Raw genomic sequence first — 24,025 nt, 5'->3', positions numbered from 1 at the left:
AATCGGCCCGTCTGATTTCCGTACTTGCCTACCGTTTGACCCTTCGACCGACCCGGATTCGGGCCGCCATCGCACATGGCCGGCTCGAACTTCCCGCCATCGGATCCATCACCAACGGATGGGATGGAGATTGGCGGATCGACCTAGCTTGAATTCTACTCCTTTCGGAGTCGAATACAACCAGCTACCCCCCCTCAATCCCCTCCTTTTTTCCGCGGCGGACCGGATCGATGCCGGATTCTCAATTGGGGTCCGTTCGGGCGCCTGCGTGGGGGCAAAGTCGAGGCGAGCTTCCCGCGAAGGCGAGTCCATCGTCGCGTGCCGGATTCTCGCTCCTGTCGTGAGGGACCCGATGCGGCTCGCTTTTTCATTGACAACGTGCGAGCGGACGTGGATTATCTGGGGCGTCGTGCCGCTCTCGCGATTCACGTGTCTTGATCTCGTCTCCGTGGTCGACCGCCGAGGTCGTGACAGGATCCCCGTTGATCCTCGGGTGGGATCGGGCGGTCTTCGTCCGGACTGGCCGCGCCGCGGGACGTGGTGGCGTCTCCGATGAGCAATCCGTCCCCCGTCCGCATGTGGGTCTCCCAGCTCAGGGACGGCGATCCCGGCGCGGCCCAGCAGCTCTGGAACACCTATTTCCTCCGGATGGTGGGCGTGGCGAGGGGGAAGCTGAGCGGGGTCTCCGGCCGGATGGCGGACGAGGAGGACGTGGCGCTGAGCGCGTTCAAGAGCTTCTGCCGGGGGACGCGGGACGGCCGGTTCGCTCAGCTCCTGGAAGTCGAGGACCCGTGGCCGCTGCTGATGGCCCTGACCAAGCACAAGGCCGTGGACCTGGTCCGGCACGAGCGCCGCGTCAAGCGCGGGGGAGTGGGGCAGGTCCCGACGGCCGAAGACGGGGACGCGGCCGTCGAGGAGGCTCGCCTCTCCCAGATCGCCGGCCATGAGCCGGACCCGCACGAGCTGCTCCAGGTGACCGAGGCGTGCCAGTCCCTGCTGGATCGACTCAGCGACACGATCCTCCGCGCGATTGCCCTCTGGAGGCTGGAGGGGTTCACGACCGAGGAGATCGCCGGCAAGCTCGGCTTCACACCCCGGACCATCGAGCGCAAGCTCCAGATCATCCGCCGGCTCTGGAATGACGGGGGCGTGCGCGGGGAGCCGTGACGGGCGGCGGTCGTCTTTGACGAGCGGTCATGGGGGCCTCCCCGATCGCGCCTCGCAACGGCCTTCGCGGCCCTCGGCATCACGGGCGGGTCGACGGGCCCGGCTTGCGAGGAGACCTCTGATGAGTCGATCCATCCTGGCGGGGCGCGGCGAGGCTGACGAGGCGAGGGATTCGGCGGGGCCGACCGATCGAGGCACGGCCTGGCTGCCGGGGGCCGCGGCGGGGGCCGGGCTCCTGGCGGGGGGCGTGGCCTGGTCGATCGGCGAGGGCGTGCTCGCGGCCTTGCCTCCCCCGTTGACGAAGACCGTCGTGATGGGGATGGAGATCTTCCGGCCCTCGTTCGAGGACCAGTCGGCCGCCGATTACCGCAACGGCACGCTGGCCTTCGCGGCGCTCGGGGGGCTGCTCGGCCTGGCGCTGGGGATCGCGGGGGGGCTGGCCAGGCGAAACGTCCGCGCCGGGCTCCGCGCCGGGGCGATCGGCCTGGTGGTCGGGGCGGTGTTCGCAGGGGCGGCCTCGCTCGCCTTGATCGCCGTCTACCTGCGGGCGCTCGATCGGGCGCCCGAGAATCTCTCCCGGGACCTGTACCTGCCCCTGCTCATCCACGGCGGGATCTGGGCCGCCTGCGGCCTCGCCGGGGGAATCGCCTTCGGGCTGGGCCTGGGGGGAGGCAGGGACCGACTGATCAATGCCGCGCTCGGGGGCATGATCGGGGCATTGGCCGGCGCGGTGGCGTACGAGCTCGTCGGCCTGGCGGTATTCCCCGCCGACCGGACGACGAGCCCGGTCTCGGCCACCTGGACGACCCGGCTGCTGGCCCGGCTCCTGGTCGCCGGCCTGGCCGGCCTGGTCGCGGCCCTGGTGGCGGATCTGCCGACGGGCCGGCCGCGGGCCGCCGCCGATCCGGCCTGATCGCGGGGCGGATCGATCCATCCGGGGCGCGGCGGGTGCCGCGCCCCGGCGAACTCCGCATCAGTACGAATCGGCGCTGACGACCTCGCCGCCGTTGCGGGTGCCCAGCGACATCCAGATGTTGCGGGCGACGCTGTCCTTGATGAAGCGGGTGCTGCCGTCGGCGAAGAGGACGTTGCAGCCGCCGGGGTGGGCACTCGCGGCTCCGATCGTCCAGCCGCCGTCCGCCCAGGCCTGGTTGCCCGACTGGTCGCGGCAGCCGCCGACGTTGTACTGCCTGTCGTTGGGGAGCTGGATCGTGTTGAACGACCCGAACCCGTAGGCCCCCAACGCCCATCGCCAGCCCTTGAAGTCCGAGATGTTCGAGGCATTGCTGGCGGGCTCGTTCTGGAACTTGGCGATGCAGCCCTGGAGCGCCGTCGTGATCGCCGGCATGTTGGTCATGGCATTCGTCATCGAGGGGGTGCCGGATGCGTCGTTCATCTCCATGTTGCCGCGGTAGCGGCTGCCGGAGGATCCCCGGCCGTCGCCGACGAGCCACTCGGCGAACGCGATGGTGTTCGACGACCCGTCGGTGGCCGACTCGAGGCCGTAGGACATCGCGAAGGTGAACATCCCCGAACTGCCGATCGCGGTCTGGTGGTTATAGGGGCCGAGGTTGTTGTCCCAGCCCGACGCGTTGCCGGCGGTGGCGCCGAAGGAGGCCGCGTAGTCGTTGATGTTGCCGCCCCCGCCGGAGACGTTCCCCTGGGCGCCGGCGAAGGGGTCGGACGGGCAGAGGAACGACGAGATGATCGAGTTGCTGGCCGTCCCGTTGGTGTTCGAGAATGTGCCCACTGGGTAAGGCCCGAAGGTGAAGTTGATCGCGTTGTAGATCGGCGTCTGTTCCATGTAGCCGAGCATCAGGGCCTGGGCCCCCCAGGAATTCCAGAGCGCCAGGTCCGTGTTGAGCGGCCCCTGGAGGTTCAGCGAGTTCCCCAGCGGGAACTTCGAGTGGGTCGAGTGGTAGTTGTGCAGGGCGATGCCGATCTGCTTCAGGTTGTTGATGCACTGGGCGCGGCGGGCGGCCTCGCGGGCCGACTGCACGGCCGGCAGCAGGAGGGCGATCAGCACGGCGATGATCGCGATCACCACCAGCAATTCGATCAGCGTGAAGGCACGGCGTGACCTCGTGGTCATGGAGGACTCCTTTCGGACGGTTGAGGAGGGACGGATCAAGGCGACGGGGACGAGACATGGCCAGGGGCTGACGGAGCGACCGGGCAGAGCCTGGAAGGCGAGGTCGTCTTCGGGGAGGCCCCGGCAGGGACCTCGCCCCGCCGAATCCACGCGGGCCGCACCCCTCGGCGGACCCGAAATCCAGGCCCATGACGATTCCTCGTGCTCTGTCAACACTCAGAATTCGCGTTGCAGGACAGACAGGAATGTCTGTCCCCCGGGTTTAGATCCATGTGTGTTGGAGATTTCGGAAGACAGGCATTCCTGCCTGTCCTGCTGCCAACCCGAAAATCAAGCTGTGACAAAGCACTAGTGCCCCTTGGACTTGCCCTTGGTTTGGTGCTGATCCTTCATCTTCTGCTGATAGCTGTTGAGGTAGTCCTCGGTCTTCTTCTGGAACTCCGGGGTGACCTGGACGGCCTTGCCCGTGGAGGAGTCGCCGCATCCCGAGGCCGCGAGGGCGACGGACGCGACGAGCCCCGCGGAGAGGGCCGGGGCGAGGGTTCGGGCGATCGGACGCATGGGGGGGACTCCCTGACGGAATGAGGACAACGACGCGGTTCCTTGTTCACGGGCGTTGCGGCGACCGGGCTTCGAAGCCGGCGAGGGCCTCGGCCTCGCCCCGGCCCTCGCGGAGCCGATAGCCGCGATCGGCGGCCAGGGGCCCGTGCCGGTCGACGCGGCCGGACGGCCAGGTCACCTCGACCAGGTCCACCCGGTCGACGGGCCCGAGGCCGAAGTGGAGCCTCGGATCGGAGGACGACTGGTAGCTGCCGCCGCCGATCCTCCAGGAGGTCAGGCGGCGGCCCCCGGACGTGACGACCACGCGGGCGCCAATGGCGTCGCGGCAGCCCTCCCCCTCCAGGCCCAGGGTCAGCCAGTGGCCGCCCGGCGTGCGGTTGTGGTAATAGGCCAGCGGGGTGTCGTGGGAGACGATCACCAGGTCGACCCGCCCGTCGTTGTCCAGGTCGCCGACGGCGAGGCTGCGGGCGACGCGGGGGACCGTCCACGGGGCGCCGGCCGCCTCGGTCGCATCCACGAATCGGCCCTTCCCGGTCCCCATCAGGAGCTGGCTGGGCATCTGGAACGGGACCTCCGGCCGGAAGTCGTCGACGTGGCCGTTGGCGCTGGCCAGGTCGAGGTGGCCGTCGTTGTCGACGTCCAGGAAGGAGAGGCCGAACCCCAGCCGATGCCGCGTCGCCACGGCGAGGCCCGCCTCGTCGCTGGCGTCCGCGAAGACGCCGCCGCCGCGGTTCAGGTAGAGGGTCGTGTACTCGTTGAAGAAGTTGGTGACGGCCAGGTCGGGGAGGCCGTCGCCGTCGGCGTCGCCGCAGGTCAGGCCCATGCTCGCCTGATAGGTCCCCTCGCCGTTGCTGGCCGCCGCCGAGGACTGGGCCACGTCCTCGAACTTCATGCCGCTCTTGTTGTGGAAGAGGAAGTTGGCCGTCTGGTCGTTGGTGACGTAGAGGTCCAACCGGCCGTCGTCGTCGAGATCGGCCGCGACGACCCCCATGCCGCGGCCGTCGCGGTCGACGATCCCCGCCTCCACCGTCACGTCCACGAACCGGCCGCGGTCGTTGCGGAAGAGGTGGTCCGTCAGGGGGGCGAAGTACTGGGGCGAGCAGTAGCTGTAGCGATGCTTGCGGTCGTCCCAGCAGGGGTTGGGCTGGTCGGCGTCCCAGGCCAGGTAATGGCACACGTAGAGGTCCAGGTCGCCGTCGCCGTCGAGGTCGGCGAAGGCCGCGGAGGTCGGCCAGTCGCGGGGGCCGCCCAGCCCGGCCTTCTCGGTGGCGTCCTCGAACGTGCCGTCGCCCCGGTTGCGATAGAGGGCGTATCGCCGCCAGCGGGTGATGAAGAGGTCGGGGTGGCCGTCGTTGTCGTAGTCGCCCACGGTCACGCCGTGGCCGTATCCGCGGGCGAAGGCCGCCAGGCCGGTGCTCCGGGTGGCGTCCTCGAAGCGGCCGTCGCGGCGGTTCCGGAAGAGCCGGTCGCCGGTCGTCGTCGGCGCGGCCGGATCCTGCGGGAATGGCCCGCCCTGGGTCACGTAGACGTCCATCCAGCCGTCGCCGTCGTAGTCGAGCAGGCCGACGCCGCCGGACATCGTCTCCGGCATGTGGTGGAGCGGGTTGGCGCCGTTGTCGAACGCGAAGACGAGCCCCGCCTCCCGGGCGTCGTCCGCGAAGACGGGCGTCGCGCCGATCGTCCCGGCCGGAGCGGGGCCGCGCGTGCCCGGGCGGCGGCGGCGGAGTCTCGCCAGGAAATCGGAGAGGAGAGGCCCGCGGGGCCGGCCGGCATCTTCCTTGCGGAGCCGCCCCATGGCGTCGCGGGCTTCCGCGTCGCCGGGCTCCTTGCGGGCGATCACGGACCAGAGCGAATGGGCCTCGAAGGTCCGGCCCAGCCGCCCCGCCAGGCGGGCGGACTGGCGGATCGAGGCCGGGTCGTTCTTCTGGAGCAGCGACTGGTAATCGTACAGGTCCCGATTCAGCTCGGCACGCCTGCCCCGGAGGGTGGCCGCCTTCCCGGCCTCGCCCGCGGCCAGGTAGAGGTCCGCCAGGCGGGCCATCGCCAGCAGGTTGCCGGGCTCCCGCTGGAGGATCCCCTCGTAGGCCCGCCGTTCCTCCTCGCGGTCGCCGGCGAGGGAGGCGAACCAGGCCTGGAGCGTGAGCACCTCGAAGGGCGCGACCGCCTCGTCGGGCAGGTGCCGCAACGCCCGCTCGACCTCGTCCGCGTCCTGGATCGCGAGCGCGCGATCGAATCGCGCCCGCCAGACCGCCGGGTCGTCGCCCCGCCTGGCGAGGCAGGCGTCGAGCCACTTGCGGGCGTCGTCGAACCGCCCCGTGCGGGTCGCCAGGTTGGCCTGGCCCAGCCAGACTCGATCGTCGTCCGGGGCCGTCCTCGCCGCCTTCTCGAGCGCCGCGTTGGCCGTCACCACGGACATCGGGTTGTTCGACCCGAGGTTCTCCAGCTCCTTGAGCAGCCCGACGGGGTCCGGATAGGAACCCCAGGCCGCGGAGACCAGCGCGCGGGCCTCGACGAACCTCCCCTGGATCTTGTAGATGTTGACGAGGGTCTCCCTCGCCTCGACCGCGAGCTTCCCCTTCCCGCCGAGGGCGACCAGGAGGAGGGGCTCGGCGGCGGCGAAGCGATGGCGACCCAGGGCGATCCGCGCCCGGAGCATCGCCAGGTCGGCGGCCCGGGGCGAGTCCGAGGCGACCCGAGACCAGGCCGCTTCCGCCGCCGCTTCATTCCCCTGCGACTGCTCGAAGGCGCCGAGCAGGATGATCGAATCCTCGTCCCGTGGCCGACGCCGGAGCGCGTCGGCCAGCAGCGCACGGGCCCGGTCGAAGGACCGCGCGACCATCGCCTTCTTGGCCTCGTCGATGTCCGACCTGGCCCTCCATTCGTTGTAAGCACGGGCCGCGCCGACGCCGACGGCCAGGAGGCATGCGACAGCCCCGGCGGCGAGGCAGAGCCGGCTCCGACGGCCTCCGAGCTTCGGTCGCACGCGCAGGTCCTGTTCGGGTTAGGGTTGCTACCGTATCCGTCATCGCGGATTCGAACCGGATCGGGGCGGACCCTCTCCTCGTCCCGCGCACGAAGTTGCGGCGGATCGGGCGCGAAAATACACGGATGCACACGGATCAGAGATGCTTTGACAAGCCTCGCCCTGAGAACGGTAATATCTACTCGCCAACGGCGCCGGATTTCCCGACATCGCCCCCGGCAGATTTCGACAAGTCTTTACCCTGCCGGGTCGTGCGGCCCGGGGAGCCGGGCCGGGGGGCATCCCGGGGGCGGGCGCGACCCGAGCGGGTCGCGGTGCGCGATACCTCCAGCATCGAGGGAGGCTCGTGGTGATGGCCGGACAGACGAGCGCCGCCGGTGGCCTGGAATCGCTGTCCGATTCCCGGCTCCGGCTGGTCGACCAGATCTGCGACGGATTCGAGGCGGCGTGGCTCTCGGGGCGGCCCGCGCCGATCGAGGGCTTCCTGGAAGGCATGGCGGACGGCTCGGCGGAGCGGGCCGTGCTGGTCCAGGAGCTGGTCTCGCTGGAGCTGGAATATCGCCGTCGTGGCGGGGAGTCCTCGCGGGCGGAGGACTACCTGGCCCGATTCCCGGAGATCGATCCGGCCTGGTTCGTCGCCGAGCTGGGGGGGACGGGGCCTTCGGCCGCCCCCCTGCCCGCCGCCCGAGGTCCTTCGGAGCCGGCCGGAGAGCCGCCCCGGCAGATCGGCAAGTTCCGGCTGGTGGAGCGGGTCGGGACCGGGGGGTTCGGGACCGTCTGGCGGGCGGTCGACGTGCCGCTCGGCCGGGAGGTCGCGCTCAAGATCCCCCACTCGCACCTGATGGACGGCGAGGAGGACGTGGCGCGGTTCTACAGGGAGGCGCGGGCCATCGCCCAGCTTCGCCATCCGGGGATCGTCCCGGTCCATGAGGTTATGGTCCGCGACGGGCTGCCGATACTGGTCTGCGACTACGTGACGGGGACGTCGCTCCGCGACCTGCTGGGCCGGGGGCGGCCCTCCGCCCGGGGCGCCGCCCAGCTCGTGGCGAGGGTCGCCGACACGCTGGCCTATGCCCACGCCATGGGGGCCATCCATCGGGATATCAAGCCCGCGAACATCATGACCGAGCGGGCGTCATCGCGCCCCGGCCTCCCGGCCGACGACCTCTCCGCCACCTGGGCCGGCGAGCCCAAGATCGTCGACTTCGGCCTGGCCTTCCTCGATGACGAGGCCATCCAGCTCACCCACGACGGCGCCGTGATCGGAACGCCTGCGTACATGAGCCCGGAGCAGGCGGCCGGCCGCGTCGCCGGCCGGCCGATCGACCACCGGACCGACATCTACAGCCTGGGCGTGGTCCTCTACGAGCTGCTCACGGGGACGATCCCCTTCTCCGGGGGCCGCGTGGAGGTTCTGGCCCGGGTCCTCGACGCCGAGCCGATCCCCCCGCGCCGGCTCGATCGCTCGACCCCTCGCGACCTCGAGAGCATCTGCCTCAAGGCGATGGCCAAGGAGCCCAGGCACCGCTACGCCACGGCGTCCGCCATGGCCGACGACCTCCGCCGATTCCTGGTCGGCGAGCCGGTCGCGGCCCGGCCGATCAGCCCCTGGAGGCGGATCCTCCGCCGCGCCCATCGCCGGCCGGCGGAGGCCGCCATGGCCCTCATGGCGGTCGTCACCGCCCTGGCGGTCTGCGGCCTGGTGCTGGGCTACCTCTATCACCAGCGCCTCGAGGTCGAGTTCCATGCCACCGACCTGGCCCGTCGCGGCGAGGCCCACCAGCGCGAGCTCGCCGAGAGCCTCCTCTATTTCCACCGCATGGCCCTGGCCGAGCGCGAATGGACGGCCAACAACATCGATCGCGTCGAGCGCCTGCTGGAGGAATGCCCGCCCAACTCCCGCGGCTGGGAGTGGCGCTACCTGAAGCAGCAGTGCCGCCACGAGCGGCTGACGCTCCGGCATGCCCAGCCCTCCGACCCGTCATGGACCGTGAGCGGCGTCCGCTTCCTCGACGACGGCCGGCTCGCCAGCGCCAGCAAGGACGGCGTCCTCCGGATCTGGGACGCGGCCGACGGCCGTTGTCTGCACCGGCTCAGCGAGTCCACGCGGCCGCTCTACGCGCTGGCCGTTCAGCCAGGCACGGGGCTCGTCGCCGCCGGCGGCGACGACGGCGTCCTGCGGATCTGGGATCCCGACGGCGGCCGGCTCATGCGGCGGATCGACACCGGGCCCGACACGATCTATGCCCTGGCCTACAGTCTCGACGGTCGACACCTCGCCTCCGGCCATGGTTACCCGGCGCTGGAAGAGGTCGACCATATGCGCGGCAAGGGGGTCGTCCGCCTCTGGGACGCGGCCGACGGCCGCCTCGAACGGGCGCTCCGGGGCCACACCCAGAACGTGATGGGTTTGGCCTACAGCCCCGACGGCAAGCACCTCGCCTCCGTGAGCGGGTCCTGGCTGATCGTCCCCCAGGCGGCCAGCCGGCCCGGCGAGCTGATCCTCTGGGAGGCCGCCACGGGGGCCGAGGTCCGCCGCATGGCGGGCCATGAGGGACCGCTCACCGGCCTGGGCTACAGCCCCGACGGCACCCTGATCGCGACCTCGAGCTGGGACGGCACGGTCAAGCTCTGGGATGCCTGTCGGGGCACGCTGCGACGGACCCTGGTGGGTCACAAGGACTGGGTGTTGGCGGTCGCCTTCAGCCCCGGCGGCTCGCAGCTCGCCTCCGCGGGCGCGGACGGGGCCATCAAGCTCTGGGACCTGAATCCCGGCCGCGACGGCGAGACCCTCCGCGGCCACACCAAGAACGTGACCTCCGTCGCCTACAGTCCCGACGGGCGGCACCTCGCCTCCGGATCCTCCGATCAGACCGTGAAGCTCTGGGACGTCGACGGCCGCCGCGAGACCCGCGTCTGGCGCGAGGCCGCCGGTCCGGTCGCACGCGTCGCCTTCTTCGCCGACGGCCGGCGGCTGCTCGTCTCCACCAACCGCGAGGACGCCGCCGGCAACGTCGCGCCCCGCCTCATGGTCCTGGATACCCTCGAGGGGCCGCGAGTGCTCGACGACATCGGCAACCAGGAGGGCGTGCGGGGGCGTCCGGTCGATGGCATCGCCGCGCGGCCCGACGGCGGCCTGATCGCCTCCGCCTACCTGGGCGGACGCATCGAGGCCCGCTCGGCCCCCGACTGGCGCGTGGTCTTCCGTCGCGACGAGCCGGCGAATCGCTTCCAGTCCGTCGCCCTCAGCCCCGACGGCAGGACCCTCGTCGTGGTCGGGCAGTTCAACGCCTACCTGCCGGACGGCCGGGCCGCCCCCAACGTCACCGGCGACAACGCCCTGGCCATCGCCTTCCATCTCGAGACCGGCGCCGAGATCTGGCGGATCGCCGGGACCGAGACCGGGCTCATCCGCGACGTGGCCTTCAGCCCCGACGGGGTGACCGTCGCCACGGCGGACAACATCGGATCCGTCACCCTCCTGGACGCCGCCACCGGCCGCGTCCGCGCCCTCCTGCGGGGGCACAACCGGGTCGCCTCGCACGTCGCCTTCAGCCCCGATGGCAAGTATCTCGCCTCGGCGAGCTGGGACTCGACGGTGGTCGTCTGGGACCTCGCGAACGGCCGGATCGCCGCGCGGCTCCAGGGCCACATGCGGTCGGTCCTCTGCGTCGCCTTCAGCCCCGACGGCCGTCGCCTCGCCAGCACCAGCGAGGACCGCACCGTCCGCCTCTGGGACGTCCCTTCCGGCCAGGAGCTGATCACCCTCCGCGGCCACTCCGACATCGTCACCAGCGTCGCCTTCAGCCCCGACGGCAACCGCCTGGTCACCGCCGGTGCCGACGGCACCGTCCAGTTCCACGAGGCCGCGCCGGCGCCGTGAACGGCGGCCGCGGCGCGGGCGCGACCCGGGGATCCTCGAACGCGGAGCCGAACGAAGCCGGGACGTCGCTCAGGCGAACTTCGTCACCCCCGGCACCGGCACCGGCGGGACGGGGTTGGGGCCGAACTCGTACTTCGCCGGGCTCAGGTCGGTCTTCGAATTGAGGACCTGGTCGGGCGTGAGGACCTGGCCGGTGTAGGCGGCGTCGCGGCCCATGATCGCCAGCAGCGTGCTGGTGGCGGCCTGCTCGCCGTTGTTGGTCGGCTTGCCGGCGCGGATCGCCGCGAACATCTCGTCGTGCTCCACCTGGTACATGTCGCTGTGCGCGCCGCCGTTACCGCTGGCCCGCTCACGAGCGGCGCGATACCGCCACTTGTTCTCCCCGGTGATCGCGTTGCCGAAGACGTCTGCCGTCCCGGTCGTCCCCAGGATGTAGTCTTTCACCTGGTTCGGCGTGTTCACCCAGTGCCGGCAGTGGTGGTAGCCGCGGACCCCTTCGGGATACTCGTAGACGACCGAGAAGTGGTCCCAGATGTTGCCGTACTTGGGATCGGTCCGAACCTGCCGGCCGCCGACGCCCCAGCATCGCACCGGCAGCTTGTCCTGCATGACCCAGTTCATGGTGTCGATGCCGTGCACCGCCTGCTCGACGATGTGGTCGCCGGAGAGCCAACTGTAGTAGTACCAGTTCCTCAACTGGTATTCCATGTCGGATCCGCACTGTTCGCGGGTCTTCCGCGGGTCCCAGACGCCCTGCGAGTTGTACGTCGTCTCGATGGCCTTGATCTTGCCGATCTTGCCGTCGAAGACCTGCTTCATGGTCTCTCGCCGCGGCCCGTCGTACCGCCAGCAGAAGCCGTTGACCAGCGACAGGTTCTTGGCCTTGGCGTCTTTGCAGGCCTGGATGAACGTCCGGAGCCCGGGACCGTCCACGGCCATCGGCTTCTCCACGAAGGTGTTCACCCCCTTGGAGACGGCGTAAGTCAGTTGAATCGGCCGGAAGTGCGGCGGCGTGGTCAGGAGGACGAGGTCCACCTGGTCGATGACGTGCTTGAAGCCCTCGAAGCCGTCGTACTGGCGATCCTTCGGCACGTCCACCTTGGCGCCCACGTCCGAGCTCTTCAGGGCCGACAGGGCGTCGGTCAGCCGATCCGTGAAGACGTCGGCCATGGCGACGAGCCGGGCGCCGCTGTCGGCGGTGAGGGCCTGCTCCGCCGCCCCGCTGCCGCGGCCGCCGCAGCCCACGAGGCCCACCTTGATCACGTCGCTGCCGGCGGCATGCACCATCGGGGCGACCAGCGGGCTCGCCGCGGCGATCGCACCGGCGCCGGCCGTCCCTTTAAGGAAGCCGCGACGCGACGTGCCGGCGGGGCGGTCGAAGGACGGTTCGGACGATTGCGGTGCGGGTCGCTCGATCACGGCTAGCTCCTCTGGTGGCAACACATACCGGGTTCAAGGGGACCGAGTCGAACCGTGCCGGTCTCCCTCATGGCCCGCCATCTTAACTTGTTAAACACCCGGACGCCAGCGAACGAGCCGCCGCGGCGGTCACGTGGGAGCATGAACTCATGAGCGAGCGGACCATCGTCGAGATCTGTGCCGGCAGCCTGGAATCCGCCCTCGACGCCGGCCGGGGCGGGGCGGATCGGATCGAGCTCTGCGACGACCTCGCCGCGGGCGGCGTCACGCCCTCGGCCGGGGCGATCGCCGTGGCCTGCGGGACGCTCCGGGTCCCGGTGCACGTCCTGGTCCGCCCTCGCGCCGGCGACTTCCTCCCGTCCGAGGACGAGTTCCAGGCGATGCGTCACGACGTCGCCGCCGCCGGGGCTCTGGGGGCCTCCGGGGTCGTCCTGGGACTCCTCCGGCCCGACGGCACCATCGACCGCGAGCGGACCGCCCGGCTGATCGAGCTCGCCAGGCCGATGAGCGTGACCTTTCACAAGGCCTTCGACGAGGTCCCCGACCCGTTCGAAGCCCTGGAGACGCTCATCGAACTCGGCGTCAACCGCGTCCTCACCTCCGGCGGCCGGCCGACCGCACGGGAAGGCGCCGGGGCCCTCCGCCGCCTCGTCGAATCGGCCCGGGGGCGGATCGCCATCCTGGCCGGAGGCCGGATCGCCGAGGCCGACGTCGAGACGCTCCTCGAGACCGCCGGAGTCCGCGAGATCCACCTGGGATCGGCCGTCGCCCGGACGGTCGAAACGGCCATGCGGCACGTGCCCCCGAATGGCCTCGACCCTTGCCGGGCCGGGATCGATCCGGAAAAGGTCCGCGCCATCCTGGGCCGGGTCGCTCGGTGGGACCGACGCCGATCGGGTTCCGATGCGTGATGGACCTCGTCAATTCGCCAGCGGCGACGAGTCGTAATGGGCCAGCAGGTCGGCCGCGTCGTCGTAGATGGCGATCGCACCCGCCAGCCCGTCCGGTCCCCAGCCTCCGGATCGCAGCGCGATCGTGCGGACCCCCGCGTCCTCCGCGGCCTCGACGTCGAACGGTGTGTCACCGAGCATGATGACCTCGTCCGCGGGGAGGCCGATCCGCTCGAGCGCGGCATGGACGATGTCGGGATCGGGCTTCGATCGCTCCGCGTCGTCCGACGAGGTCTTCTCCTCGATATACCGGTCGGCCCCGCAGCGGAGCAGGAGCGGCTGCATCTCCACGTCTTTCGCGGACGTGGCGACGACCAGCTTGAGCCCCGCGTCGTGCATCCGCGCCAGCAGCTCGGAGGCTTTTGGGAAGGCCTGGATCGTCGGCAGATATTCCTTGAGGAAGATCTCCTGCCGTCGCTCGCTCAGCTTCCTGCCTTCGGGCGACTCGTCGCTCCAGCCGGCGAGCTCGCCGATCATCTTGTCGCCCCCCTTGCCGATCCGCTCGCGGATCTCGTCGTAGGAGGCGTCCACGCCGAACTCGGCGAGCGCCTTCTCCCAGGCCCGGGCGTGGGCATCATTGCTGTCCACGAGCGTTCCGTCCACGTCGAGAAGGACCCCACGAATCGAGCCCATGGCGCATCTCCCGGATCGGGTCACCTTGAGGTGGCAGACTCCGGCGGAGCGTTGAAATCTCCGCCGGCCGATCACCCGAGATGGCAATTCGCGTGCCCACTCGGGGCGACTCTCAGTCGCCGACGAGGTATGAATCGAACACGCGGGCGGTCTCGAATTCTCCCTTCACGGCCTCCAAGAACTTGTCATGCCCCTCGCTCTTGAGGTACTTCAGCTTCCCTTCCTTGCTCTCGAAGACGACGTGGAGGGCGACGTCGAAGTCCTTGACGCTAACCGGCTCGTCCACGTCCGCCGCGCGGGTGCCGACCGAGAAGTAGGTGCAGCCGTCGTGCCCCTTGAGGTACTTCTCGCACGTCATGACGAACTTGAGCTGACCTTCCTTCGACCCATCCTTGAGCTTGAAGAAGACCATGTGCGCCAGCTTCGGCTCCGCCGCCGCGCGGCCCCGAGCCAAGGCGCCCACGGCCAGCACCGACCCGAGCGCGACCACCAACCCCGCGATGACCAGGTTCTTCATCGTCAATCTCCGGCGAGCCGTTGTTGTCCGTCGAAACGACCGCCATCATGGCCGGCGCCGCGGGCGGCGGCAAGACCTGGGACCTTACCCCTGCCTACCTCCCTGGCAACAAGGCGAAATCGATAGCGGGGTCGAACCGGGGGGCCGGACTACTCCATAGGCCATATCCCGCGTTCACGCAGGTCGGCCAGGCGGTGGATGGTCATTCGCGGTAGCGAGTGCCGCTTCGCCAGCTCGACTTGCCGCCGGCCCGACTGGCAGGCGGCTGCGAACTCGTGCTGACCGACCATCGTCGTCTCCAGGTAGTCCCACTCGTCGGAACGCCGCCACGTCTCCCAGCCCACGAACGCGTGTCCCGGTACCAGCACCAGCGCCGGATTCAGTGATGCCCCCTCCAGGAGGCTGGCAAACAGAACCGCTCCGTCGATGCAGTTGGCCGACCTTTGCATCAGGCTCTCCCGCGGCAGTCGGGTTCGCTGGATGCCCATCCCTTTGGGCACCCCGTAGTCGATGATCGAGTTGACGTAGGTGAGCCCGGCTTCCTTCACCGCGTTGAAGAGGGCTTCGACCTGGGGTGGCACGGCGCCCTTGTCTCCCTGGTAGCCCCACATCTGGCCTTCGGGCCGCAACGTCGCGGCGCGGCGAATCATCTGTTTACCTCCTCGTCATACGGGGTCGCCCACGCCCCGTAATAGTGCGACAGGTCGACGGGCGGTCCAAGAAGGTCCGCGCCGGCAGCCGGTCGGCGGACGGAGTTGAAGCTGGATGTCCGCGACAGGCAGACGATCGGCAACGTGTCGTGGCGCTCCGGCTCGCCGTCAAGATCCCCGGCGATCACGTGGAGCGTGGCACGCTGGATGTCGGTGATCGCCCGGACTCGCCCGGGGAGCAGTGTCTGCAGGAGCTTCTTCGCAACTTCCTGCTTGTAATCCAGCTCGACGGTGTGGACGGCCTGGGCAGAGAAGCCCTCGATAACCGGAGCGACGCAGGACAAGAGACCGGGGCAGCTCCCATTTACCAGGACATTCGGCAACTCTGTCGCCAAGGCACTTGACTCCGAAAGCTCTGGTCGAGAGGTTACTGTCCGCGCTTACCGCAATCTCTTGACAGTCGTATTACGTCGGATCATTATTGCACCAGTCGATCGTCCACGGCTCGAGTGGAAGCTTCACCGCTCCGCCGCGACGGCCTCCATGCCTGGACGGGGTGGTCTTGACCCATCGTCCACGGAGTGCTTGGCCCCTTCTCCGGGCTGCGAGCTCGCTTGGACCTCGAAGGATTGACCGCGGCCCGAGCGAGCTGGCTGGGGCTGCATCGAGACCGTCCCCACGGCCACGCCGGCCCGAATACCCAGGAACGGAGGATCGTTCATGTCTGAGCCCTGGTACGATCCCGAGACCGGGTTCCTGAACCTCGACCCGTACGTGGTCAAGCGGCCGTCCTTCCGGAAGGTCATGGAGGACGGCCATGTGACCGAGGAGGAGGTCGCGGAGCAGGCCGACCGCGTCATCAGTCGCCTGAAGAGCGTCGAGGCGATCGCCGATCCGGTCGCGCGCAAGGTCGCCATCGACGCCCTCTGCGAGATGGCCGTCCTGTACACGCTGGAGCGGCACAGGCACTCCAAGGTCATGTGAAGTGCAGTGGGCCGGCTTGATCGCCGCGGACGCGCGACCCGATCGTGGATCCCCGAGGAGGACGTGATGGCCAGGAGCAACGCGACCACCGTCGCCGACTATCTCGCCGAGCTGCCCGAGGATCGCCGGGGGGTCGTCGCGGCGGTCCGCGAGCTGATTCTGGCCCATCTCCCGGACGGGTATCGCGAGACGATGAACTGGGGAATGATCTGCTACGAGGTGCCGCTCGAACGCTACCCCAAGACCTACAACAAGCAGCCGCTGAGCTATGCCGCCCTGGCTGCGCAGAAGGGTTACTACTCCGTCTACCTGAACGGCATCTACCCCGGCACGCCCGGGGAGGGCCTCCTCCGCAAGGAGTTCGATGAGGCCGGCAAGCGACTGAACATGGGGAAGTGCTGCGTCCGTTTCAGGTCGCTCGACGACCTGGTGCTCGACGCGATCGGTCGAGCCGTCGCCAGCACACCCGTCGACACCTTCATCGCCGACTACGAGGCATCCCGGAAAGGCCGTTAGGGACAGGTGGTTCCGCCTCCTGGGCCGACCGGGAATGGATCGTCGCCGGGGCCTCGCCGCGGGGGTTAGAGTCCGCCGAGGGGATCGTCCGAGTTGAGGTCGACCTTCTTGATGGGCTTGGCGTAGAGCCATCCGTCGAGCCATTGCGGGGCCATCCGCGAGAGCGCCCGGGCCAGGTCCCTGTCGTCGGCCTTCCGATGCTTCACGGTGTCGAAGTTCATGTGCTCGGCGTCGGCGGCCATGCCGCCCCGGCGGTGCAGCTCGTCCCCTTCCTGGAGGATGTTGTGCATCGCCTCGTGGAAGATGACGATGGCGAGCTCGCGGGGCTTCAGCCGCACCTCCTCCCCCACCGGGTGCATGTAGGCTTCCGACGCGGTGAGGTGCGAGCCGCTGCGCTGGAAGGCGGTGTAGCCGCCGGGACCGCCGCCCGGCCCGAACCCGTCGTCCACGACGGAGTGGAGCTTTGCCGCGAGGACGTAGACGAGCAGTTCGTTGGCATGGAGGACCGGCTTCGTCATGGTCGAACGGACGATCACCGAGTCGTAGTCATCCGTCTCGCGGGTGACATGGACGAAGTGGCCCGCAACCTCCTTGCAGAGTTCACTCCAGTTGTACTTCAGCTCCTGGGGATTCGCGAGCCAGACGTGGAATGGGCGCTTGTTCGCCATCGGAAATCTCAAGTTCCCTGAGCTCCGCCGCGTGGGAGAGGAGGAGATGAGCGGGCCGGGGCGGAGTCGATCGGCCGTCGCCAGGATGAAATACAGGCGGCGCCGCATTAATGTGACAACGTATTCGGAGACGGGTGTGCCAACGGCACCGCCCGATCCGGCTCGGGGAGGCGGATCGGGCGGCTGGGGGAGGTAACTGGAGCGCGATGGGTCCTCACGGCAACTCGGCCCGCACGGTGACAAGCCCATGGCCCGGCACGGGGATCTCGCCGTTGATGACCTCGCCAACACGCTCGGTGGTGTCGCTGAGCCGGACCGCCAGGGGCTGGCCCTTGCCGTCTCGCACGCGGGCGGCCTTCGCCTCCGGGCCCGCGCCGAACAGGCGGATGACGAGGCCCTTGCCGTCGTCGGCCGGCTTGAGACCCGCGATGATCACGTCCGCAGGCTCGACGCGCAGCAGCGGCTCGCCGCTGGGTGCCTCACCGCGGCCGGGCAAGGCCACGAGCGGTTGGCTCAGGGACGTGGCGAATCGCGTGGCCTCGGCGTCGTTGGTCGGCCCGCGGTGCGGACGCAGGGCGAAGCGGAAGACGACGGGCCCCTCCTGATAGGCCCGATAGTTCGTGTGCCAGTGGTTGTTCATGGCCCACGAATAGAGGGCCTGCGTGGGCTCGATCGTCTTCCGCCACGTCGCCGGGTCGCCCTGCGAGTTGAGGAACCGCGCCGTGATGCCGCCAAGCTGCACCAACGGTGCGTCGAGCGTGACCCACGTCACGCCGTGATCGGCGTTCGATAGATCGGCCCACCGGCTTACGGTCAGCCAGTTCTTGCAGGCGCTGGGGATCTGCTCGGCCTCGGGCCGGAACACGCCGAGTGGCACGTCGAGCCGGAACTCGCCCCCGGGCACGAGGAACGGGAACGCGAAGTTGACCGATTCCTTGCCCGTCTTGTCGATGTAATTGGCCGCCGCCAGCCGCGCCTTGTCGACCGTGTTCAGGATCTCGACGTGATCGGCGTGGGCGCTGAGCCGGATCACCCGCTTCAGCTTGTGACAGCCCGGCGCGTCGGACTCGACCAGCAGCGAGACCATGAGCGGCCCCTTCTCGAACACCGAGATCCTGGGCGTCTCGTTGCGCCTCAGGCCGGCCAGGTCGTCGCCGGGGAGGTAAAGGTACTCGTTGAGCGCATGGCCGGACTTGGTGTCGACGAGGTTGTCGGCGATGCCCGGGGCCTGAAGCTCGGCAATGCCGCCCGTGCTCTCGTCGACACGAACCTTGATGGACCGATTCGAGATTGTATGGCCCTCGACCGACAAGGGAGGCAACGGCGGGGTGGTGCCCTGGTTGTGGATGACGAGCCTGCGACCGCTGAGGGGCGCCAGGTCCTGGACCCAGACGGCCAGTTCGCCCGTGCCCATGCGCTGGGCGGCCACGGGCTGGTTCGATTCCGTCGTCACGAAGTCGCCCACGTCGGAGATCTCGTGCGGCAGGGTCGCGATCCCGGTCCGCGGCCACGACGACGTGTTGTAAACATCGACGAACGTCGTGCGTTGGGGCCCGTCGTACGGCACCTCACGCGCCTTGAATCCCCCGCCCACCTGCTGGGCCGCGGTCAGGAGCCGCCGCGATTGCAGGTTCGCGGCCGTCGCGTACGACTGCTTGATCGTCCACTGATCGATCGTGAACGGGATCTCCGGCTGCGTGACGCTGCAATGCGCGCCCCACGTGTGCTCGGAGTAGAGGAGCGTGTTGACCCACGCCTTCTCGAACTGATCGGCGGGGAAGCTCCCGGGGCTCTTCATCGCCCAGAGCGTCTCGGCCTGCGCCAGGCGGTCGGAGCTGGCGCGATTGAGCACCGTTTCGGCGGCCGATGAGCCCGCCCCGTCTTCCCAGTAGGGCGACCAGTCGCCGGCAACCCGTGGAAGCTTGTCGCCGTACTGTCTCTCGAACGCCCGGAAGGCGTCGCTCGTGGTGGAGATCACGAATCGAGGCGAGGCGTGCGCCGCGTTCCAGTCGCGGACGAACTCGCTGAGCGAGCCGTCGGGCTCGGCGTTGTCGGGGAAGCCGGCCCAACGGATGTAGGCGATATCATACGGGTAATGGTGCTTCTCGAGGCCGTCGCAATATTGCTGCACGAAGTCCGGCGAGGGGTGGCGGTAGATCATCGACATGGCGTAGCCCTTGTAGGGAATCCACACCAGGACCTTGCTCTTGCCGTCCGGGCCCACCCACCAGAAAGGCTTGTTCTCCCACTGCGTCAGGATGGTGCCGATGCGATCGAAGAAGTTGGGCGCGACGGAGAAGTAGCGAATCCCCGCCTGATTCATCGCCGTCACGGTGCCCCAGGTGTAGCCCGGCACGTCGCTGATCATCGCCGAATCGACCGGCACCCCCGCCTGGGCCCCGATCCGCGTCGAGTCGCGGAACAGATGCAGGAGCTCCTCGGGCCGGCACAGGCCGGTCAGGGTGTTCAGGAACATGCCGTTCAGGCCGATCTGCCCTTTCTTGATGCCCTCCAGGAGCTCGTTGCGCCGTGCTTCGGGCATGCGGTCGAGGAAGAGCCGGGCGGCCCACGTTTGCTCGATGTTCCAGACGAACCGCGCGCCCTCCGGGTAATTCGCCGTGCGCTTCGCCTCGGCCAGGCCCAGCAGCACGTTGTTGATCTGCTTCTCCTCGATGTCCGTCTGGATCGCCGTGTAACCGATGTCCGTGTGCGAATGCGGCAGAATATAGACCGTGAGCCGGCGCGAGGGCGGCAGGTCGAACGTCCTGCCGGCAACGTCCCTGTTCGCGATCCTCACCCTCGCGTCGAGCTTCCGCGCGACCTCCGATGCCGGCCATTCGAAAGTCGCCACCTGCCGGCCGTAATGGAGCTTCTGAGCCCTGGGCTCGACGCCGTTGATCTGGACCGTTGCCGGGATCGCCTCGGCATAGGGACTCTCGATACTCACCTCGATCGGCTGAGTCGGCACCCCGCTGGGCTGGTTCGTCAGGATCAGCCCAGCATGGACTTCCAGCTTCAACGCCGAGGGTTCGGCATCGCTGCCATCGACGGCGAAGAACTCGATGCGCTTGCCCCCGACATTCGGCGAGCTGCCAGGGATCAGCGTCCTCACCTGCCAGCGCACATACCGAGACTCCACCGGCTCGAACGACGCCACCGTCGTCGCCGCCTGCGTGGCCTCGTGCGTCACCGGCACGGTCTTGAGCACCTTGGAAAAGTCGGGGGTGTTGCTGAAGATCAACTCGGATGTCGCGATCACGTCCGGCGTGGCGCGCTGGACGTGGCGAAAGACGGCGACCTTCGCCGCAGCGCCGAGGTCGAAGTCGACGTACGTCGCCGCCGCCTTGCCTCGCGACGCGTATTCGGCATGCCCCACGTCCGCGGTCAAGGGGACGAGCAGGCTCTCCGCCAAATAGCTGTTCGAAAACGGCTCGGCCGAGCCCGTGATGGTCACGTTCAGCGGCTTCACCTTCGTAAACGTACCAGCACGTGCCTCCCGGCCGCCCCACGCGGCACAGGCCGCCATCGCAGCGAAGATCGCAAGCGATCGAGTGTACCGACTCATCGTTGTTCTCCCTGTAATCAGCCCGTTGAGCGTCGCACCGCAAAGACCGTCTTCCCGATCCGGCGGCTGTGCAACAACTCAACGCGAGCGGGCTTCTGCGCCCTCGACCTGACTCCGAGTCTCGATGCCAGGTTAGTTCGACGTATACACCGGCCCACCCGCGGCCGCAAGGAGCTCACTGGATCTCGGGCATGGGCACGTTCTCGCCCCGGAGCTGCCGTGCCTGGTCCCCGGGCGAATTGACGCCGTAGAAGATCGCGTTCAGGTCGATCCAGGCCGCGATACGTTGCCGCTCCGCGGGGCTGAGTCGGACGTTCTCGTGACCCGCCTGGAGGAGCTTCATCAGTCGGCTCCCCCGCGCGCCGGTCTGACCGCCTGGAGGGGTGACCTGGACCTGATTGCGCATCGCGAAACGGGGGACGAGCGGACCGGCCGGCCGATCGTCGCAGAGCGCCCGGTAGGATTCGGTGAAGCCATCGCGGGGCGTGCCGCGGAGGTCGAGGCCGCCGGCCTTTCGTTCGCCGCCGTGACAGCTCACGCAGTGGGCGTCCCAGATCGGCTGCACGGTCTGCACGTAGGAGAAGGGCGAGCCTTCGAGCTCGCCGGGCTGGATCATCGACGGCCCGCGGGTCAGCGCCGAGACGGTTCGGGGCAGAGGCGCCGACTGACGGTTCTCATGGCAGCCGACGCACGACGTCCGCTCGCCCGACTGCACGTAGGTCAACGAGCGCATCGTCTGGTAGGCGAATCCGTCGCGGTCAAGGGCCTGGAAGAGCAGCCCCTTCCCGGCCGGGACCGTGAAGTAGGCGGACCCGTCGGGCTCGACCGGCACCGTCCCGAGGATCGCCCGGCCGTTCTCCTCGCCCGCGACCCCGATCGGCGGCGTATTCCCGACCGGTGTCGACTTGGGGAAGACCTGGACGATCCGGAGTTGCGTGATGGTCCCCCGTTGGACCTGATTCAGCCCCTGGTAGACGTCCGCCAGGATGAATTCGCCGGTTGATGTCGCCTCGGCAGGGAGCAGGCTGGGCAGGACGGGAGGCACCGGTCGGGCGACCAGCGGGCACGGATTCGTGCTGCCGATCTGAGGATCGCGGTAGATCAGCTCGCGGTTGCCGAAGACGTCCAGCAGGTAGAGGCCCAGCGCGTTGGCCGGATTGGCCCCCGGCTCCCAGACGAGCGGCACGGGGCTGTACGACACCAGGTAGTACTTCTCCGAGAGCGGCCAGGGTGAGGCGTAGTATTCGCCGATCTGGCTCCCCTCGGCCTCGGGGAACGGGATGTCGGGAGTGACGCGCGTGATCGCCGAAAGGCTATTGTCGCTGACTCTCGGGTCGACGATCGCGATCGAGCCGCCGGTGATCGAGTGATGCGCCGAGGCCGTGAAGAGGAACTTCGGACTGCCGGGGATCGGCTGCGCCTGGAAGCTGCAATGCGGAGTCGGGCTGGCGTTCCCCCAGACGGCCAGCGGATTCGTGCCGTCGGGGCGGGTGGCCCAGAGGTTCTGGTGGGTCACGGCGTCGCGATCGATGTAGTCCCACCGGGCATAGACGATGCGACCGTCGTGCGTCACGGTGGGGAACCACTCGTTCGTGTCGTGGTAGGAGAGGGGGCGGATGTTCCGGCCGTCGGCGTCCATCCGGTGGAGCGTGTAGACGTGCCACCGCGGGCTGAACTGGCCGCCGAAGCATCGCGCGTAACCCTTGCGCCGGGTCGAGGTGAACGCGATGCCGCCGTCGGGCAGGTAGGTTGGCATCAGGTCGTCGAACGGCCCGGACGTGAGCTGTCGCAGGCCGGTGCCGTCGGTGTTGACTTCCCAGACGTGGTAGAAGTCCTCGTCGACGTTGTTGGCGAGGCTTTCCGGCTCGAACGACTTCCCCGAACAGCGGACGAACGAGAAGACGATCCGCTTGCCGTCGTACGACAGTCGCGGTTCGAGCACGCTGCCGTCGCGGAGCTTGCCCTCGAGGATGTCGTGGCAGGCCGGGCTGCGGCCCGGTTCGTCGAGCACGAACAGCCCGCCGCCCGGCCTTGCACGCCAACCGAAGTACTGCATCACGAGGTGGCTGTACGAGGTCGGCACCCGCTTGCAGAAGATCAGCTTCTCGAACCGTAGCAGGGGATTCGCGAGCGCGATCCGGCGCTTCAGTTGCCGGACCTCCCGATAACGCTGCCGGGCGCCTTCCAGCGAACCATCCGGGGTCGTGGTCGCGAGTCGTTCGAGCTGGCGGCTCTCCTCGATCAGCGGCAGGACGGGCCCCTGAAGGTCGTCTCGGAGTTGCCGGGCCAGGGTGAGCTGCCGGCCGGTCGCGGCCGCGTACGACGCCGCGGTCTCCTCGATCCGATCCTCGCGTCGCCAGTCGGCCTCGATCATCTCCGCGAACGTCATGCCCCTGCGATAGGGCCAGCCGGGGTCGCCGTCGCGGACCATGGGGCTCGCCTTATCCATCTGGTAGCACCAGCCGGAGCCGCCTTGATGCGTCGAGAAGCCCTCCGCGGCGTCGAATCGCGGGCCGTTGAGGTAGGTGATCACGGGGGCCCAGTGGGTCGTGTCGCAGGCGATGTCGCCGCGTCGGTCGACGACGAACCGGATCGTGTCGCCCCGACGTACGTCGAGCGTCAGGGCCGGCTCGACGCCCTTGCCGTCCTTCCCCTCGATCTCGGCGTGCCAGACGGTCCGGTCGCCGTGGCGAACCGCCAGACGCACGCCATCGCCGTCGAGATGCGCCTTGTACGCTCGGCCGGAGATTCTCACTCGTCCGGCGTGGGGTGTGACGAACGCCCGGACGCTCGGCGTCTGCAGACCGGGATGCTGCCAGTCCTTGCCCACGCGCGTCCAGTCCGGCCCGGACCAGAAGCTCGACCCGTACCACGTCTCGTCGCGAAACGTCAGGTCGGCGTACTCGACGGCGGGCTCGTCCGTTCCAGGGCCTTCGAGGGCGGCGGCGGTTGATCCCAGGACGAAAGAAAGAACCACGAGTGTCGTAACCATGGCGACCTTTCCTCAATCAAGACGCCTCGTCTTGATCCTCGAGCGTCGAGGAGCAGGAGATCGCACTTCATCCTACGGTCGGGGTAGGCCGGAAGACAGGACCAAGGCACTCACGCCACCTCCCGCTGGAGATCGGTCGCCGCGCCGCGTAAGATCGGGCCTCCCTGCATGAACGACCCGCATGGCTCCCTCGACCCGATGGGATTCTCCACGATGGACGTCGCACCCGCCAAACGCCAGGTCCGGGACACGTGGCCACGGCCCTGATCGGGACGATCGTCGGCTCGGTGGCGATCGAGCGGCCCGCGGATCGGTTCGGCCGGAAGAAGACGCTCTTCCTCCTGGCCGTCCTCTCTTTCGTCTCCTCGCTGGGCGATGATGGGACTCCAGCTCGTCTTCGCGCTAGCGCTCATGCCCGAGACCAAGGGCGGGACGCTGGAGGACA

The 24,025-nt window shown here is 68.9% G+C and carries 17 protein-coding genes; 6 read left to right on the top strand and 11 right to left on the bottom strand.

From position 1 onward, the window contains the following. The first annotated feature begins 552 nt into the window (after window positions 1-552). Together G6O54_RS16285 and G6O54_RS16280 are read left to right on the top strand one after the other, a co-directional pair. Window positions 553-1,167 (top strand): ECF-type sigma factor, encoded by a 615-nt coding sequence (locus G6O54_RS16285; protein WP_165226708.1) that lies wholly within the window; start codon window positions 553-555, stop codon window positions 1,165-1,167. Between the two features lie 121 nt (window positions 1,168-1,288). Beyond that, window positions 1,289-2,080, top strand: a complete 792-nt coding sequence (locus G6O54_RS16280; protein ID WP_165226707.1) for a hypothetical protein — start codon at window positions 1,289-1,291, stop codon at window positions 2,078-2,080. 60 nt (window positions 2,081-2,140) lie between these two features. Here the strand turns inward: G6O54_RS16280 and G6O54_RS16275 are convergent, their stop codons facing one another. From G6O54_RS16275 to G6O54_RS16265, 3 genes are all read right to left on the bottom strand, one after another. Then, window positions 2,141-3,259: a DUF1559 domain-containing protein gene (locus G6O54_RS16275; protein WP_165226706.1), complete on the bottom strand. Its 1,119-nt coding sequence runs from the start codon at window positions 3,257-3,259 to the stop codon at window positions 2,141-2,143. A 348-nt stretch (window positions 3,260-3,607) separates the two neighbouring features. Further along, complete coding sequence (locus G6O54_RS16270) at window positions 3,608-3,820, bottom strand: hypothetical protein (protein WP_165226705.1); 213 nt, start codon at window positions 3,818-3,820, stop codon at window positions 3,608-3,610. A gap of 46 nt (window positions 3,821-3,866) precedes the next feature. Then, a complete protein-coding gene (locus G6O54_RS16265; RefSeq protein ID WP_165226704.1) occupies window positions 3,867-6,803 on the bottom strand; it encodes an FG-GAP-like repeat-containing protein in 2,937 nt (978 codons plus the stop codon). Window positions 6,804-7,155: 352 nt separating this feature from the next. Here G6O54_RS16265 and G6O54_RS16260 point away from each other — a divergent pair, with 352 nt between their 5' ends. Further along, window positions 7,156-10,686 (top strand): protein kinase domain-containing protein, encoded by a 3,531-nt coding sequence (locus G6O54_RS16260; RefSeq protein ID WP_165226703.1) that lies wholly within the window; start codon window positions 7,156-7,158, stop codon window positions 10,684-10,686. A gap of 69 nt (window positions 10,687-10,755) precedes the next feature. Here G6O54_RS16260 and G6O54_RS16255 read toward each other — a convergent pair whose 3' ends face one another. Further along, entirely contained in the window at window positions 10,756-12,105 is a 1,350-nt protein-coding gene (locus G6O54_RS16255) for a Gfo/Idh/MocA family protein (RefSeq protein ID WP_250846926.1), read from the bottom strand. A 149-nt stretch (window positions 12,106-12,254) separates the two neighbouring features. Here G6O54_RS16255 and G6O54_RS16250 point away from each other — a divergent pair, with 149 nt between their 5' ends. Next, window positions 12,255-13,016, top strand: coding sequence for a copper homeostasis protein CutC (locus G6O54_RS16250; protein WP_165226702.1), 762 nt, complete (start codon window positions 12,255-12,257; stop codon window positions 13,014-13,016). Window positions 13,017-13,025: 9 nt separating this feature from the next. On the opposite strand, the gene G6O54_RS16245 is transcribed toward G6O54_RS16250, so the two are convergent. The 4 genes from G6O54_RS16245 to G6O54_RS16230 all read right to left on the bottom strand — a co-directional run bounded on the left by G6O54_RS16245 (window position 13,026) and on the right by G6O54_RS16230 (window position 15,199). Further along, a complete protein-coding gene (locus G6O54_RS16245) occupies window positions 13,026-13,688 on the bottom strand; it encodes an HAD family hydrolase (RefSeq protein ID WP_165226701.1) in 663 nt (220 codons plus the stop codon). A gap of 112 nt (window positions 13,689-13,800) precedes the next feature. Then, window positions 13,801-14,205, bottom strand: a complete 405-nt coding sequence (locus G6O54_RS16240) for a Dabb family protein (protein WP_165226700.1) — start codon at window positions 14,203-14,205, stop codon at window positions 13,801-13,803. A 149-nt stretch (window positions 14,206-14,354) separates the two neighbouring features. Further along, complete coding sequence (locus G6O54_RS16235) at window positions 14,355-14,855, bottom strand: hypothetical protein (protein ID WP_165226699.1); 501 nt, start codon at window positions 14,853-14,855, stop codon at window positions 14,355-14,357. Continuing rightward, window positions 14,852-15,199, bottom strand: a complete 348-nt coding sequence (locus tag G6O54_RS16230) for a hypothetical protein (protein WP_165226698.1) — start codon at window positions 15,197-15,199, stop codon at window positions 14,852-14,854. Before G6O54_RS16230 ends, G6O54_RS16235 begins: the two co-directional genes overlap by 4 nt. 376 nt (window positions 15,200-15,575) lie before the next feature. Here G6O54_RS16230 and G6O54_RS16225 point away from each other — a divergent pair, with 376 nt between their 5' ends. Both G6O54_RS16225 and G6O54_RS16220 read left to right on the top strand, forming a co-directional pair. Further along, entirely contained in the window at window positions 15,576-15,839 is a 264-nt protein-coding gene (locus G6O54_RS16225; protein WP_165226697.1) for a hypothetical protein, read from the top strand. 66 nt (window positions 15,840-15,905) lie between these two features. Beyond that, window positions 15,906-16,355 carry a DUF1801 domain-containing protein gene (locus G6O54_RS16220; protein WP_165226696.1) on the top strand — a complete coding sequence of 150 codons (450 nt, stop codon included), beginning with the start codon at window positions 15,906-15,908 and terminating at the stop codon, window positions 16,353-16,355. Window positions 16,356-16,420: 65 nt separating this feature from the next. Here G6O54_RS16220 and G6O54_RS16215 read toward each other — a convergent pair whose 3' ends face one another. From G6O54_RS16215 to G6O54_RS16205, 3 genes are all read right to left on the bottom strand, one after another. Further along, window positions 16,421-17,023: a hypothetical protein gene (locus G6O54_RS16215; RefSeq protein WP_165226695.1), complete on the bottom strand. Its 603-nt coding sequence runs from the start codon at window positions 17,021-17,023 to the stop codon at window positions 16,421-16,423. A 214-nt stretch (window positions 17,024-17,237) separates the two neighbouring features. Then, complete coding sequence (locus G6O54_RS16210; protein WP_165226694.1) at window positions 17,238-20,588, bottom strand: glycoside hydrolase family 38 N-terminal domain-containing protein; 3,351 nt, start codon at window positions 20,586-20,588, stop codon at window positions 17,238-17,240. Between the two features lie 175 nt (window positions 20,589-20,763). After that, window positions 20,764-23,580 carry an HzsA-related protein gene (locus tag G6O54_RS16205; protein ID WP_165226693.1) on the bottom strand — a complete coding sequence of 939 codons (2,817 nt, stop codon included), beginning with the start codon at window positions 23,578-23,580 and terminating at the stop codon, window positions 20,764-20,766. Between the last annotated feature and the right edge of the window lie 445 nt (window positions 23,581-24,025).

The organism is Aquisphaera insulae, from assembly GCF_011064615.1.
Classification (GTDB): Bacteria; Planctomycetota; Planctomycetia; order Isosphaerales; family Isosphaeraceae; genus Aquisphaera; species Aquisphaera insulae.
This window is presented reverse-complemented; position numbering and strand designations above follow the sequence as displayed.

Bases quoted from the DNA above. Each gene is read 5' to 3' on its own strand.
- G6O54_RS16285 (WP_165226708.1), top strand. From the start codon at position 553: ATGAGCAATCCGTCCCCCGTCCGCATGTGGGTCTCCCAGCTCAGGGAC.
- G6O54_RS16280 (WP_165226707.1), top strand. From the start codon at position 1,289: ATGAGTCGATCCATCCTGGCGGGGCGCGGCGAGGCTGACGAGGCGAGG.
- G6O54_RS16275 (WP_165226706.1), bottom strand. From the start codon at position 3,259: ATGACCACGAGGTCACGCCGTGCCTTCACGCTGATCGAATTGCTGGTG.
- G6O54_RS16270 (WP_165226705.1), bottom strand. From the start codon at position 3,820: ATGCGTCCGATCGCCCGAACCCTCGCCCCGGCCCTCTCCGCGGGGCTC.
- G6O54_RS16260 (WP_165226703.1), top strand. From the start codon at position 7,156: ATGGCCGGACAGACGAGCGCCGCCGGTGGCCTGGAATCGCTGTCCGAT.
- G6O54_RS16250 (WP_165226702.1), top strand. From the start codon at position 12,255: ATGAGCGAGCGGACCATCGTCGAGATCTGTGCCGGCAGCCTGGAATCC.
- G6O54_RS16245 (WP_165226701.1), bottom strand. From the start codon at position 13,688: ATGGGCTCGATTCGTGGGGTCCTTCTCGACGTGGACGGAACGCTCGTG.
- G6O54_RS16240 (WP_165226700.1), bottom strand. From the start codon at position 14,205: ATGAAGAACCTGGTCATCGCGGGGTTGGTGGTCGCGCTCGGGTCGGTG.
- G6O54_RS16235 (WP_165226699.1), bottom strand. From the start codon at position 14,855: ATGATTCGCCGCGCCGCGACGTTGCGGCCCGAAGGCCAGATGTGGGGC.
- G6O54_RS16225 (WP_165226697.1), top strand. From the start codon at position 15,576: ATGTCTGAGCCCTGGTACGATCCCGAGACCGGGTTCCTGAACCTCGAC.
- G6O54_RS16220 (WP_165226696.1), top strand. From the start codon at position 15,906: ATGGCCAGGAGCAACGCGACCACCGTCGCCGACTATCTCGCCGAGCTG.
- G6O54_RS16215 (WP_165226695.1), bottom strand. From the start codon at position 17,023: ATGGCGAACAAGCGCCCATTCCACGTCTGGCTCGCGAATCCCCAGGAG.
- G6O54_RS16210 (WP_165226694.1), bottom strand. From the start codon at position 20,588: ATGAGTCGGTACACTCGATCGCTTGCGATCTTCGCTGCGATGGCGGCC.
- G6O54_RS16205 (WP_165226693.1), bottom strand. From the start codon at position 23,580: ATGGTTACGACACTCGTGGTTCTTTCTTTCGTCCTGGGATCAACCGCC.